Origin of the sequence: Lentzea sp. NPDC051838 (assembly GCF_040681245.1) — a bacterium.
GTDB lineage: Bacteria > Actinomycetota > Actinomycetes > Mycobacteriales > Pseudonocardiaceae > Lentzea.
Genome location: NZ_JBFAYI010000009.1, coordinates 1 through 12,155, shown reverse-complemented (window position 1 = coordinate 12,155; position 12,155 = coordinate 1). Strand labels below are relative to the sequence as shown.

Here is a 12,155-nt window from a genome sequence, read left to right as displayed (position 1 = left end):
CGTTCACGATCCCACCTAGACCGACGTGGGCGCGACGTCCTCGCGCTCCTTCTCGTCCACGTCCCCGGTCTCCCCTTGCCCTGCCGCCCGTCGCCCGATGACGAACACGTAGAGCAGGAACAGAACCTCCGCCACCGCCCCGATGCCGACACGGGCCCACGTCGGCAGCCCGGACGGCGTCACGAACCCTTCCAGCACACCGGAAACGAGCAGCACGACGACCAGCCCGAGCGCGACAGCCACCACCGCACGCCCCTCAGCGGCCAGAGCGGCACCTCGGGTGCGCTTGCCGGGGTCGATCACCTGCCAGCCCAGCCGCATGCCGACGCCCGCCGCCACGAACACCGCCGTGAGCTCCAGAAGTCCGTGCGGCGCAAGCAGTCCGAGGAACTCCGGCCCGCGCCCCGCACCGAACATCAGCCCGAGGCCGACCGCGAGGTTCACGGCGTTCGTGAAGAGCAGGTAGATCGGCGGGATCGCGAACAGCACCCCGAGCAACAGGCACGTGGCCGCGACCCAGGCGTTGTTCGTCCACACCTTCGCCGCGAACGACCCGGCCGGATCGCTCGAGTAGTAGCTCTCGTACCCGCCGCCGACCTTGGTCATCTCCCGCAGCTCCTCGGGCGCCGCGATGGTCGCCTGCACGTCCGGGTTCGACGCGATCCAGGCCGCCATGATCCCGCTGAGCAGGTAGAACACCACACCCGCCGGCACCCACCAGCGCCACCCGAGGTACACCGCCGCGGGGAACCGGTGGGTGAAGAACGTGGTGAAGATCTTCCACGCGGGCGTGTGCGTGCCCGTGAGCTTCGACCGAGCCTGCGCGACCAGCGACGACAACCGTTCGAGCGTGGCCGGATCCGGCGCCTGGCTGCGCACCGTCGACAGATGCGTCGTCACGAGCTGGTAGAGCTCGATCAGCTCGTCGGCCTCGGCCCCGCTGAGCCGCCCAGACCTCTTGACCAGCTTCTCGAGCCGCTGCCACGACGCGCTGTGGCGATCGATGAAGACGTCCAGATCCACGATGAGTCACACTATCCGCGTGGGGGACCTAGTAACCGGTGAAGCCGTAGTTCTGGACCTGCGCGTCGCACAGCTGGCGAGCAGGGCGGTGGCGTTCGCGTTCGACGTGGCCTGCCAGTTCCTGCTGTTCCTGCTCGTCTTCCTGATCGCGCCGATCGGCTTCGACGAGGCGCTGCAGTCCGCGATCACACTGACGTTCGTCGTGCTCGTCCTCGTCGGCTACCCGACCCTGGTGGAGTCGCTCTCCCGCGGCCGCTCGCTCGGCAAACTGGTCATGGGCCTGCGAGTGGTCCGCGACGACGGCGGCGCGATCCGCTTCCGCCACGCCCTGGTGCGCTCCCTGGGCGGCTTCTTCGTGGACTTCTGGGCCCTCGGCCTGGGCGGCGCGGTGGCGTTGTTCGTCTCGCTCTTCTCCCCGCAGGGCAAACGAGTCGGCGACTACCTGGCCGGCACCATCGTCATCCACACCCGAGTCCCGGCCCGCGCCGTCGAGCTGATCGAGATGCCGCCGCAGCTGGCGGAGTGGGCACGGGGGCTGGACCTGTCGCAGCTGTCCGACGAGCTGGTGCTGGCGGTGCGGCAGTACCTGTCGCGGTACCACGAACTGGGCGAGCAGGCGCGGTGGGACCTGGGCACGCGACTCTCGGACGACGTGGGTGCCGCCATCCGGTCGCCTCGCGTCGAGTACACGCATCCGCACCCGTACCTGGCAGCAGTGCTGGCGGAACGCCGACGGCGCGCGGCGAGCTGATCAGCCGTCGCGCTCAGTCGCCGCCCTTGGAGCCTCTTTCACCCTTGAGCGCGCGACCTTCGGAGCCGCTTGCGTTGATCGTCGTGTTCACCGATTTGCTGCCGCGCCCCTTGTTGCCTCTGACAACCTTGATCTTTGTTTTCTTCTTGCCCATTTCGACCCTCATTCCAGCGACTTGAGAATCCGACAGTACTCTAACACCCGCCGTGGCGTGTCAACAAGGTCGGTCTCGTTGTAGAACCGCATTCGAGGCGACGCGGCAAACTTTTTCCAGAACGAAATCTTGTCCGTCTGCAGGGCGTGGGAAAGGAGCATGCTGACCACGGTCGAGCAGTTGTTGAAGGCGAGGTTGAAGTCGCCGGACCGGATCCGCTTCCAGCGCTTGCGGATCTTCTTCCCCGAGATGTACTTCAGGTGGATCGTGTGGTCGGGCCTGTACTTCAGGTACTCGATGTCGCCGTGCAGACTGTCACCGGCATAGCCGGGCCGGTTCGCGATGTAGATGAGCTTGCCCCGAGGTCCGCCCTCACTGTCCTTGGGCCAGAAGCTGACGTAGGCACGAGAAGTCTCGATCGCGGAGTGCCCGAATCGCCCCCGTTTCGTCGAGCGCGGCATCCAGATGTACACGTGCGCCAATTGTCGTCACTCCCCACCGCCGGTTCGACCCGCTGATTCGCCAGTCGCGTTGGCGATGGAGAGTGTTACAACCGCCATGTCCACTCGACTTGGCATGGCGGCGCTGTTTTCCGAGGGTGCTATGCAGCCAGATGCGCCGCGGTTATGGGTGACTCGATTGCCCATCCGATTTTCTTATACAAAGTGCACCCTGCTTCGGTCGCGACCAGCACCCCGCGCACCGCACCACTCTCCACGGCGACTCTCGACAGCTCGGCCATCACCACGCTGCCGAGCCCGCGCCGTTGGTGGGCGGGATCGGTCTCCACCATGTCGACTACGGCTGCGTGGCCGCGCACCGCGACCCGGCCCTTGGCAGCGTGCTCACCGCTCTTGGTGCGGACAACGACGTCGTGCACCTTCTCCGCACTGAAGACCTCCACGACATAAGGATCCTGCGGGATGACGGGCTGCTGAGCGGTCAGCTCGACGCTCATCAGGAACTCCGGGGCGCCGAGCGTCCACCTGGGATCGAGTTCTGGAGTGCCGCAGATCTTCAGCCACGTGCCGGGTTCGGTGAGGCCGGCGGCGCGGGGACCGGCGTCGCGCGGGTCTGGGAGGACGTAGCGCACACGGTGGTGCGGTAGGCCCACGTCGATGCGGTAGCCGTCGTGCACCGTCACGGGGTCCGGGGTGCCGCGGGACAGCGACCAGCCCCACACCCAGTCGGCGATGATCATGCGCTGATCCTCGCACGGCGCAGGCGTTCGGCCGCCTGGAAGAGAACAGCGTCACCGGACAAAGGGGGATCGCCGTGCAAGGCTTCCCAACGGGCGTTGTGCAGTGCGGTCCATAGGCTGGCTGCCCAGGCGATCTCAAGTTCCTCCGAAGTGAACTCGCGGCCGCGAAACGATTGGTAGGCCGAGAGGAACGCCGCCGAGCTCTCGACCGGGACGAGCGAAGGTGGCGGGATGTTGGCGAACGCGCCGGACGCCGCGCCGACGAGGGCCGCTTCCGGTTGCCAGGCAAGGCTGTCCCAGTCGTGCACGGCCCACACCGCGCCATCACGCCAGCGCAGGTTCTGGGCTTCGAAGTCGGCGTGGCCCAGCACGCACGGGAGAGAAGTGGCCAGCAGACGCCGGCGAACCCGTTCAGCGACCAACACGACGAACGACGGCACCACGCTCTGGTCGCGTGAGTCGAGGAAGTCGATCGACGGCCAGAGACCGGGATCGGCGTGGTCCCAGCGCGACCAGCGCGGGTTCGGCAGCGGCGGCGGAACGTCCACAGTGGCCAGTTCGGCCATCAAGCGCGCGAAAACAAAGGCGTAGCGCTCTGCCACGGAAGGAGTGTCGCCGCGCAGGATCGAGCCGCCCGGCAAGGATTCCTCGGCGTGCACGGCCAACCCACCGACGTGAGTCACGGGAGTGAGCGGGCGGGGGCACGGCAGCCCCCGCTCCGCCAGCAACGCTTGTGCGGCCAGGCAAGAGGATGCGCGGCCGTCGTCCGGGCGGGCTTTCACGTAAACGGAGCGACCGTCGGCCAACCGCAGGCCGAAGACCGACGAGATCGAGACCCGCGAGTACAGCTCCGCGACCGGCGAGCTGCCCAGAAAGCGAAGGCACCAGGCCGGCAGATCGAACGTCATGCAGGTGAATGTGCCACGTACGGCATGCCGAAGAGCTCGGCCATGAGCAACGGGTTCATGTAGTCGTCGTAGCGGGTGATCTCGCCGTCGCGCAGGTGGATGATCGCGACGGCCGTGAAGGTGTAGTAGTCCTGCTTGACCTTCGACCAGCCGCGGTGCGTGATCTCGGCGACGGCGACGGACGGGTCGTTGGTGCGCCAGCAGTTCGCCTGGACGTCCTGGATCTCGATCTTCGAGCGGACGTTCGAGCCGCGGACCTTGGTGAAGTAGGCGCGGATCTCCTCGCGGCCCTTGATCTCCGGAACCTGCCAGTGGGTCGGGAAGCGGTAGGACATCACGCCGTCAGGAGCGAAGAGGTCGGCGAAGTCGCTGTGCGTCGCCTCCCCCGCGACCATCTGCCGGACGTGCTCGACGATCTGTTCGGGTGTGCGTGTCATCAGGTACCCCAAAGTAGAATCGGAACGGTGACCCCGGTTATGACGATACGGAACGCACGCCCCGGTTGGCAACGATGAGGGCGGATGCGGCGCGGAATCGCGAGAAGGTGCTGGAAGCGGCACGGGAGTTGTTCGCCTCGAAGGGCTTCGAGGTGCCGTTGGACGAGATCGCGGCCCAAGCCGGAGTCGGACCTGGGACGGTCTACCGGCACTTCCCGACCAAGCAGGCGCTGTTCCAGGCCGTCACGGAGGCTCGGGTGACGGCCATGATCGAGTCGGCCGCAGAACCCGCAACCGACGCCAAGGCAGCGCTGTTCGCGTTCCTCAGCAGGATGGCGGAGGAGGCGGCGGTGAAGCGGGACATGTCCGACGCGATCACCGTGACCCCGCAGCTGCGCAAGAACCTGCACGCGGCACTGGGCTCGCTGCTCGAGAAAGCCCAGCAAGCCGGTCAGGTCCGCACCGACGTCACGGCCACGGACCTGGTGATCCTCATGAAGGGGATGCTGCAGAGCCTGCACGAGGGCGGGAACCCCGAGGTGCTGCTGCAGATCGTGCTGACCGGGCTTCAGTCCAGCCGGAAGCCGTAGGGCAGCTCCAGGCGGTGCCGGGCGAGAAGAGAAGCGTCGGCGAGGATCTCGCGAGTCGGGCCGTCCGCGACGACCACGCCGTCGTCGATCAGCACGCTGCGGGGGCAGATCTGCAACGCGAACGGCAGGTCGTGCGTGACCATCAGCATCGTGCGCCCCAAGGACAAGAGGAGTTCGGCGAGCTCGCGGCGGGCCACCGGTTCGAGGTTCGCCGACGGCTCGTCGAGCACCAGGATCTCGGGATCGCAGGCCAGCACCGAGGCCAACGCGACCCGCCGGCGCTGGCCACCGGAGAGGTGCAACGGCGAGCGGTCCGCGACGGATTCCATGCCCACGGCCGACAACGCGCGCAGGACTCGATCATCCACATCGGACAGACCGAAGTTCTGCGGGCCGAACGCCACGTCCTCGCGCACGGTCGGGCAGAACAGCTGGTCGTCCGGATCCTGGAAGACGAGGCCGACGCGGCGCCGGATCTCGCGAAGGTGCTGCTTCGAGACCTCCAGGCCCGCCACGGACACCGTGCCAGAGCCACCGCCCAGAACTCCGTTGAGGTGCAGGGCGAACGTCGTCTTGCCCGCGCCGTTGGGACCGAGCAGCGCGACCCGTTCCCCGCTCGAGACCTGGAGATCGACGCCGAAGAGCGCCTGATGGCCGTCCGGGTAGGCGAACGCGAGCTTCGAGACCTCCAGCGCGGGCGCCGCCGGGACCTCCGGAACGACCATCGCCGAGCCTCCCGGCCTCCCGGTCCAGCCGCGCGACACCATCGCCAGGTGCACCCTCTCTCCGCGTTCGTAGGACCGGATGAACAGTGTGCCGACCGAGCGCGCCACAGCACCCGCCTGCCACAGGAACCGCGGGTCGTCGCCTCGGGAGATGCGCGCGACGCGCATGCGTTTCGCTTCTCCCACAACGACTTCGCCGTAGCGGAGCATCAGCGTGGCGATCATGATCAGCGGCGCGGGCACCCGCAACGCCTGCAGGCCCCGCAACAACTCCCCCGGCGCGGTCGTGGCGGCCAGGGTCAGGCTGATCAGCACACCCAGCGTGCCCTTGGCGAGGATGTTCCAGCCCGCCAGCGAGCCTTCGATCGACACCGACAAGCCCAGAAAGTCGGTGCGCGGGTCCGTGCCGAAGATCGGCAGCAGGAACGCGAGCACCACGAACGGCGCCTCGATCACCGCGCGTTTCACGAACCACAGCACGGGAACCCGCGCCACCGCCCACACCGCGACGATCACCAGCAGGTACAGGCCGAACAGCGCGAACTGCGTGCGCGGGGTCGCCACGACGCCCAGCACCGCCGCGAACGCCACGAGGATCTTCACGTGGGGCGCGAGGCGGTGCACCGGCGAGTCGCCGGCGTGGTGCAGGACGTCGTGGCTACCGCTCATCGAACGTCAGACTTCTTGCGCAGCACCCAGAACAGGCCGAACGACAGCGCCAGCACCACGACCACGCCGAGCACACCCGCGAGACCGGTGAACTTGTCGTCGCCGCCGAGCGCGTAGTCGGCGAACGTGCTGCCGGAGAACGGGTGGTCCTGCGCGTGCGCGGCGATGCCGGTGTCCTCGACCGTCTTGTCCAGGCCGTCCGGATCACCCGACGCGAAGTAGGACAGCACGCCCGCGATCAGCAGCGAGACGACGGCGAACCCGAGGAAGAACTTCTTCACGACCGCACCTCCAACGGCTTCTGGTTGCCGCGCAACAAGTACACGAGATCAGGGCGGATCGACGCGACCGACGTGACCGTGACGGCAGTGATCACTCCCTCACCGATGCCGATCAGCGCGTGCAGCCCCCACATCAGCAGCGCGACCTTGCCGATCTCGACACCACCGGCGCCACCGATCGCGTACTCGACGACGAACCCGGTCGCGGCGACCACGGTGTTCACGAACGCGGAGACGAACGCCACGGCCGCGAGACCGCCCTTGCCGCGCTCAGCGACCTTGCGCAGCGCGACGGCGACGAAGAACCCGGTCGCGGTGCCGATCAGGGCCATGTTCGTGACGTTGGCGCCGAGTGCGGTGATGCCGCCGTCCGCGAACAGCAGGCTCTGGACCACGAGCACGATCGTCACGCACAGCGCCCCGACGTACGGCCCGACCAGGATCGCCGCCAGCGCACCACCCAGCAGATGCCCGGACGCGCCCGGCAGGATCGGGAAGTTGATCATCTGGACGGCGAAGATGAACGTGGCCACCAGGCCCGCCATCGGCGCCGTGCGGTCGTCGAGGTCCGCACGTGCCTTGACCAACGCGAACCCGACGCCCAACGCCGCGATGACGAGGAAGGCGACGGAGGTCGGCGCGTTCAGCAGTCCGTCGCTCATGTGCATGGCAACAGGTGACATGTCGGGTCACGCTAATTGCCGGTCGGCGGCTATGGCCAGATGTGTGCAACAACAATTTGGTGGTAAGTGCGCGTCAATGGTCACAACGAGGCTTTCGAACCCACGCGCCCGCCCGGTTCGCTACGGTGTCGCGAGAACTGGGGGGTTCCACGGATGAAGCGACTCACGCTGCTGCTCATCGCCGCGCTCGCGGCCTGCTCACCTGCTCCTGAGCCGGAAAAACCGACGATCACCGTGTACGCGGACTCGGCGCTGACCGAGGCGTTCACGCGGATCGGCCAGAAGTTCGAGGCACTGCAGGGCATCCGGGTCAAGTTCGTCTTCGGCTCCAGCCAGTCGTTGCGCAAGCAGCTGGAAGCCGGCGCCGTCGCCGACGTGTACGCGTCCGCGAGCCAGGACTCGATGCACCTCATGTCGAAGGTCTTCGCGACCAACCGGCTGGTGATCGCGTTGCCGTACAGCAGCCCCAAGATCATCAACACGGTCGGCAACCTCTCACCGCGGGCGCAGAACCACCCGTCGTTCGCCATGTGCGTGCCCGAGGCGCCGTGCGGTGCCGCGGTCAAGCCCTGGTTCGAGCAGGCGGGCTTCGGCGAGAACGACAAGCCGCAACCGAAGGTGCTCGGACAAGACTCCAGGGACACGCTCGCCAAGCTCACCAACGGCGAGGTCGAGGCCGCGATCGTCTACGCCTCCGACGTCAAGAACACCCAGTTGCAGGGCGTGCCGATGCGCCTCGCCCGCAACGAGGAGCCGGGACCCGCGTACGTCAAGTTCCCGATCGCGATCGTGTCCGGTTCGTCCGACGCGAAGAAGTTCTACGACCACGTCTTCAACGACTCCGCGAAGACCGCGCTGACCGACGCGGGCTTCGAGCTGCCCTAGTCATCCGATGAATTCTGCGTAAGATCCCTTCCGCCGCCGCCACGGCCTGGAGGGAACAACAGTGACAGAGCTGTCGCGCAGAACCTTTCTGTACGGGACAGGCGCGGCCGTAGGTGCTTCCGCGCTCGGCGGAGGGGTCGCGGCTGCCGCTCCCGATCAGGTGCAGACATCGGGTCACCGGAGCGTCCACAAGGACGTGGTCAGCGACGCGCGCATGGAGTGGAAGCGGCTGCCCAAGAACTGGGGCGACAGCCCGTTCCTCGCGAACGGCTTCCTGGGCGTGCAGGTCTACGCGGGCCGGACGCCGAACGAGCTGAAACTCATGCTCAGCCACTCCGAGGTGCAGGACCAGCGCGAGCACTGGGAGGCCGCGATCGGCCTGTCACGCCTGCCGATCGGGTACCTGACCTTGGCTTTCGCCGGCGCGATCACCGCCGTCGACTGGACGCTCGACCTGTGGAACGCCGAGCTCACGGGCACGGTCACCACCACACAAGGCAGCGCCTCCTTCACGATGCTCGTGCACAACGCGCGCAGCACGTTCCTCGCGCAGGTCAAGGGCGAGGTGACCTGGGGTTTCCAGCCCCTGCAGTCGGCCACGACCCGGCAGATCCGCAGGCCGGAGAACTACACGGCCAACCCCGACGCGACCCTGGGCACCGGCAACGGCGTCTCGTACGCCGCCCAGCCTCTCCACGCGGGCGGCGGCTACACGACGGCCTGGCAGGCCCGTGACGGCCGTTTCGCGGCTCACGTGGCGTACACACACCCCGCGGACACACACACGTCCGACGCGATCCGTGAGGTGCGCCAGGCGTTGTCGATCCCGTTCGAGGTGCTGACGCTGCAGCATCGTCGCTGGTGGAACGCCTACTTCGCGAAGTCGCTGGTGAGCGTGCCGGACAAGCTCGTCCAACGCTTCTACTGGGCACAGCTCTACAAGATGGCCGCCGCCACCCGCGCCGACGCGCCAGTCATCTCCGAGTGGGGCCCGTGGTTCCCGGAGCAGGGCAACAGCTGGACGGCCGTGTGGTGGAACCTCAACGTCCAGATCTCGTATCCGCTGATCAACGGCTCGAACCACCACGAGCTCGACGCCGTCACCACGACGTTGAAGCGGTTCGAGCACCACCTCGAGCTCAACGTGAACCCGGCCTACCGCGACGGCAACTCCTACGCGATCTGCCACCCCGGCGACCGCACCCTGCGCTCCGGACCGCGCTACTGCGGCGTCCCCGGCGTGGCACCGAATGACCACACGGGCAATCTTCTGTGGGCCTGCCACAACGTCTGGCTCGGCTACCGGCACACGATGGACAAGCGGATCCTGTCCGACGTCCTCTTCCCGATCCTGACCAAGGCGGTCAACTACTACGCCCGCTTCCTCGTCGAGGGCGCCGACGGCAAGCTGCACCTGCCCGAGACCCGCTCCCCCGAGTACGCCAACGCCACGGACACGACCTACGACCTGTCGCTGATCCGCTGGGGCGTGAAGACACTGCTGTCCATCGAGGAGAACCCGCGCTGGCGCGACATCCTCACCCGCCTCGTCCCCTACGCCCAGGGCCCGAACGGCGTGCTGATCGGCAAGGACGTGTCGCTCAACGACTCGCACCGCCACTTCTCGCACATGCTCTGGTTCTACCCGTTGCGCGAGCTCACGTGGGACATGCCGGAACACCGCTCGTTGATCGCCACGACGTTCGACCACTGGACGTCGCGCCAGACCGCGTGGGCGGGCTACAGCTACGGCGCCGCCTCCGCCATGGCCTCGGCGATGGGCCGCCCGGACGAGGCTCTCTCGTTCCTGCGCTACTTCCTCGACCGCAAGCAGGTCGGCACCAACGCCGTCCTCACCGAGAACACCTTCTACCGCGAGGGCGGCAACCTCGCGATCGAGTCACCGCTCATGTCCGGCCAGGCCGTCCTCGAAATGATGGTCCAGTCACACAACAACGTCGTCCGCGTCTTCCCGTCCATCTCCTCGACGTGGGCCGACGCCTCGATCAGTTCGTTGCGAACCCAGGGCGCCTTCCTGGTCGACGCCTCCCGCTCGGCCGGCCGCACCGACTGGGTCCAGGTCCACTCGGAGGCAGGCTCTCCCCTGGTGCTGGAACACGGCATCACCGGCGACATCGACGTCCGCGACAACTGGGGCCGCCGTCTCGATTACAAGCAGCGCGGCACAGCCATCGAAATCCCTCTTCGCCGAGGTCAGACGGCCGTCGTCTCGCGTCGCGGCACACGCCCCGACGTCTCAGCACGCGACGTGGCCGCCAACGGCTCGTCCTCGCGCTGGGGTCTGCCGTAACGTACAAATTCGAACATTCGGGTTTGCACGGACGAGTGGGGTGTTTGCGCAGTGGATCTTCAGCACTGGCTCAACGAAGCACTGGCCAACCACGAGAAGTGGACCGCCGAGTACGGCTCCTTCTCCCCCCACTCGTCCCTGCAGGTCGACCCGGCGCTCTTCTCCTCGGCCCTGACCGACCTCCAGGACCGCCTGCGCGACAACTACCCGTTCTTCCACCCGCGCTACGCGGGCCAAATGCTCAAGCCCCCACACCCAGCCGCCATCGTCGGCTACCTCAGCGCAATGCTGATCAACCCGAACAACCACGCCCTGGACGGCGGCCCGGCCACCGCAGCCATGGAACGCGAGGTCGTCTCGGACCTGGCCCGCATGTTCGGCTACGGCGACGAGCACCTGGGCCACCTCACCTCCAGCGGCACGATCGCGAACCTGGAGGCCCTGTTCGTCGCCCGGTCCTTGCATCCGGGCCGGGGCGTCGCCTACTCCTCCGAAGCGCACTACACCCACGCCCGCATGTGCGGCGTCCTCGGCATCGAGGGCCACCCCGTCCCCGTGGACGGTCGCGGCCGCATGGACCTCGACGCCCTAGAAGAGCTCCTGAAGACCGGCAAGGTCGGCACGGTGGTGGTGACGCCCGGAACCACCGCGTTGGGCGCCATCGAACCGGTGCACCTCGTACTGGACATCGCACACCGCTACGACGCACGGGTGCACGTAGACGCCGCCTACGGAGGCTTCTTCACGTTGCTCGCGGGCACGGACCTCGAAGCGGCACCGTGGGAGGCCATCGGCAAGTGCGACTCCGTGGTGGTCGACCCACACAAGCACGGCCTACAGCCCTACGGCTGCGGCGCAGTCCTGTTCCGCGACCCCTCAGTGGGCCGCTTCTACCTCCACGACTCCCCCTACACCTACTTCACCTCGGACGAACTCCACCTAGGCGAAATCAGCCTGGAGTGCTCAAGGGCCGGAGCAGCCGCAGCGGGCCTGTGGCTGACGCTCCGCCTGCTCCCTCTGACCCGAGACGGTCTGGGCGAAGTCCTGGCAGCCGGACGGCGGGCAGCCGTCCGATGGGCCTCGATCATCCGGGAGTCCGACGAACTGGAGCTCTACCAGGAACCCGAACTGGACATCGTCACGTACTTCCCCCGGACGACCCCTCTGACGCTGTCCGCAGTGGACGCAGCCTCACACCGAGTCATGGAAACCGGCATGAACGCCGCCGTCGACCCGATCTTCCTGAGCGTCGCACGGGCATCGAAGACCGCCTTCGCAGCACGGCATCCCGAGGTGACGGCCGATGTGGACGGCGCGCGAGTGCTCCGCAGCGTCCTGATGAAGCCGGAGTCAGAGGACTACCTGGACACGCTGCACGCAAGGGTCCTGAGCCTGCTCTAAAAGGCGAAGGCGAAGCCGAGCTGCAGTGGCGACGCCGAAGGCGAGCTGCTTGAAACGTGCGCTCCGGCGGGCCCCGTCACGAGTCGTGCCTGATCGTTGGCCGCAGCCGGGAAGGGGTGTCAACTCGACACGCTTT

At 67.3% G+C, this 12,155-nt stretch carries 14 protein-coding genes and 1 pseudogene; 5 read left to right on the top strand and 10 right to left on the bottom strand.

Translation table 11 applies throughout. The annotated features are described in order from the left end of the window. Nucleotides 1–15: 15 nt before the first annotated feature. Nucleotides 16–1,023, bottom strand: a complete 1,008-nt coding sequence (locus AB0M24_RS21490; protein ID WP_363770318.1) for a stage II sporulation protein M — start codon at nucleotides 1,021–1,023, stop codon at nucleotides 16–18. 19 nt (nucleotides 1,024–1,042) lie between these two features. On the opposite strand from AB0M24_RS21490, the gene AB0M24_RS21485 reads away from it, so the two are divergent. Beyond that, entirely contained in the window at nucleotides 1,043–1,774 is a 732-nt protein-coding gene (locus tag AB0M24_RS21485; RefSeq protein WP_363770315.1) for an RDD family protein, read from the top strand. 13 nt (nucleotides 1,775–1,787) lie between these two features. On the opposite strand, the gene AB0M24_RS21480 is transcribed toward AB0M24_RS21485, so the two are convergent. From AB0M24_RS21480 to AB0M24_RS21460, 5 genes are all read right to left on the bottom strand, one after another. Next, the gene (locus AB0M24_RS21480) at nucleotides 1,788–1,928 is read right to left on the bottom strand and encodes a hypothetical protein (RefSeq protein WP_363770312.1); all 141 of its coding nucleotides are present in this window, start codon (nucleotides 1,926–1,928) and stop codon (nucleotides 1,788–1,790) included. Between the two features lie 8 nt (nucleotides 1,929–1,936). After that, nucleotides 1,937–2,401, bottom strand: a complete 465-nt coding sequence (locus AB0M24_RS21475) for a hypothetical protein (protein WP_363770309.1) — start codon at nucleotides 2,399–2,401, stop codon at nucleotides 1,937–1,939. A gap of 128 nt (nucleotides 2,402–2,529) precedes the next feature. Beyond that, nucleotides 2,530–3,129 carry a GNAT family N-acetyltransferase gene (locus tag AB0M24_RS21470; protein WP_363770306.1) on the bottom strand — a complete coding sequence of 200 codons (600 nt, stop codon included), beginning with the start codon at nucleotides 3,127–3,129 and terminating at the stop codon, nucleotides 2,530–2,532. Further along, nucleotides 3,126–4,037: a phosphotransferase gene (locus AB0M24_RS21465; protein ID WP_363770303.1), complete on the bottom strand. Its 912-nt coding sequence runs from the start codon at nucleotides 4,035–4,037 to the stop codon at nucleotides 3,126–3,128. The genes AB0M24_RS21470 and AB0M24_RS21465 overlap by 4 nt, the downstream gene beginning before the upstream one ends. Then, on the bottom strand, nucleotides 4,034–4,474 hold the full coding sequence (locus AB0M24_RS21460; protein WP_363770300.1) for a nuclear transport factor 2 family protein: 441 nt from the start codon (nucleotides 4,472–4,474) through the stop codon (nucleotides 4,034–4,036). Before AB0M24_RS21460 ends, AB0M24_RS21465 begins: the two co-directional genes overlap by 4 nt. 74 nt (nucleotides 4,475–4,548) lie before the next feature. Here AB0M24_RS21460 and AB0M24_RS21455 point away from each other — a divergent pair, with 74 nt between their 5' ends. Then, nucleotides 4,549–5,064 carry a helix-turn-helix domain-containing protein gene (locus tag AB0M24_RS21455; RefSeq protein WP_363770297.1) on the top strand — a complete coding sequence of 172 codons (516 nt, stop codon included), beginning with the start codon at nucleotides 4,549–4,551 and terminating at the stop codon, nucleotides 5,062–5,064. Here AB0M24_RS21455 and AB0M24_RS21450 read toward each other — a convergent pair. From AB0M24_RS21450 to AB0M24_RS21435, 4 genes and pseudogenes are all read right to left on the bottom strand, one after another. Beyond that, nucleotides 5,043–5,789, bottom strand: a complete 747-nt coding sequence (locus AB0M24_RS21450; RefSeq protein ID WP_363770970.1) for an ATP-binding cassette domain-containing protein — start codon at nucleotides 5,787–5,789, stop codon at nucleotides 5,043–5,045. The two genes, AB0M24_RS21455 and AB0M24_RS21450, sit on opposite strands and share 22 nt — an antisense overlap. A 30-nt stretch (nucleotides 5,790–5,819) precedes the next feature. Further along, nucleotides 5,820–6,458, bottom strand: a pseudogene (cbiQ, locus tag AB0M24_RS21445) (cobalt ECF transporter T component CbiQ); the annotation flags it as partial. Beyond that, entirely contained in the window at nucleotides 6,455–6,739 is a 285-nt protein-coding gene (locus AB0M24_RS21440) for a PDGLE domain-containing protein (RefSeq protein ID WP_363770294.1), read from the bottom strand. The gene AB0M24_RS21440 and the pseudogene cbiQ, both read right to left, overlap by 4 nt. After that, entirely contained in the window at nucleotides 6,736–7,422 is a 687-nt protein-coding gene (locus tag AB0M24_RS21435; RefSeq protein WP_363770291.1) for an energy-coupling factor ABC transporter permease, read from the bottom strand. The genes AB0M24_RS21440 and AB0M24_RS21435 overlap by 4 nt, the downstream gene beginning before the upstream one ends. 153 nt (nucleotides 7,423–7,575) lie before the next feature. Here AB0M24_RS21435 and modA point away from each other — a divergent pair, with 153 nt between their 5' ends. The 3 genes from modA to AB0M24_RS21420 all read left to right on the top strand — a co-directional run bounded on the left by modA (nucleotide 7,576) and on the right by AB0M24_RS21420 (nucleotide 12,019). After that, entirely contained in the window at nucleotides 7,576–8,307 is a 732-nt protein-coding gene (gene modA, locus AB0M24_RS21430; RefSeq protein ID WP_363770288.1) for a molybdate ABC transporter substrate-binding protein, read from the top strand. Nucleotides 8,308–8,368: 61 nt separating this feature from the next. Next, nucleotides 8,369–10,618: a glycoside hydrolase family 95-like protein gene (locus AB0M24_RS21425; RefSeq protein ID WP_363770285.1), complete on the top strand. Its 2,250-nt coding sequence runs from the start codon at nucleotides 8,369–8,371 to the stop codon at nucleotides 10,616–10,618. Between the two features lie 51 nt (nucleotides 10,619–10,669). After that, on the top strand, nucleotides 10,670–12,019 hold the full coding sequence (locus AB0M24_RS21420) for an aminotransferase class V-fold PLP-dependent enzyme (protein WP_363770282.1): 1,350 nt from the start codon (nucleotides 10,670–10,672) through the stop codon (nucleotides 12,017–12,019). Nucleotides 12,020–12,155: the final 136 nt, after the last annotated feature.

Bases quoted from the DNA above. Each gene is read 5' to 3' on its own strand.
- AB0M24_RS21465 (WP_363770303.1), bottom strand. From the start codon at position 4,037: ATGACGTTCGATCTGCCGGCCTGGTGCCTTCGCTTTCTGGGCAGCTCG.
- modA (WP_363770288.1), top strand. From the start codon at position 7,576: ATGAAGCGACTCACGCTGCTGCTCATCGCCGCGCTCGCGGCCTGCTCA.
- AB0M24_RS21435 (WP_363770291.1), bottom strand. From the start codon at position 7,422: ATGTCACCTGTTGCCATGCACATGAGCGACGGACTGCTGAACGCGCCG.
- AB0M24_RS21460 (WP_363770300.1), bottom strand. From the start codon at position 4,474: ATGACACGCACACCCGAACAGATCGTCGAGCACGTCCGGCAGATGGTC.
- AB0M24_RS21480 (WP_363770312.1), bottom strand. From the start codon at position 1,928: ATGGGCAAGAAGAAAACAAAGATCAAGGTTGTCAGAGGCAACAAGGGG.
- AB0M24_RS21455 (WP_363770297.1), top strand. From the start codon at position 4,549: ATGAGGGCGGATGCGGCGCGGAATCGCGAGAAGGTGCTGGAAGCGGCA.
- AB0M24_RS21450 (WP_363770970.1), bottom strand. From the start codon at position 5,789: ATGGTCGTTCCGGAGGTCCCGGCGGCGCCCGCGCTGGAGGTCTCGAAG.
- AB0M24_RS21470 (WP_363770306.1), bottom strand. From the start codon at position 3,129: ATGATCATCGCCGACTGGGTGTGGGGCTGGTCGCTGTCCCGCGGCACC.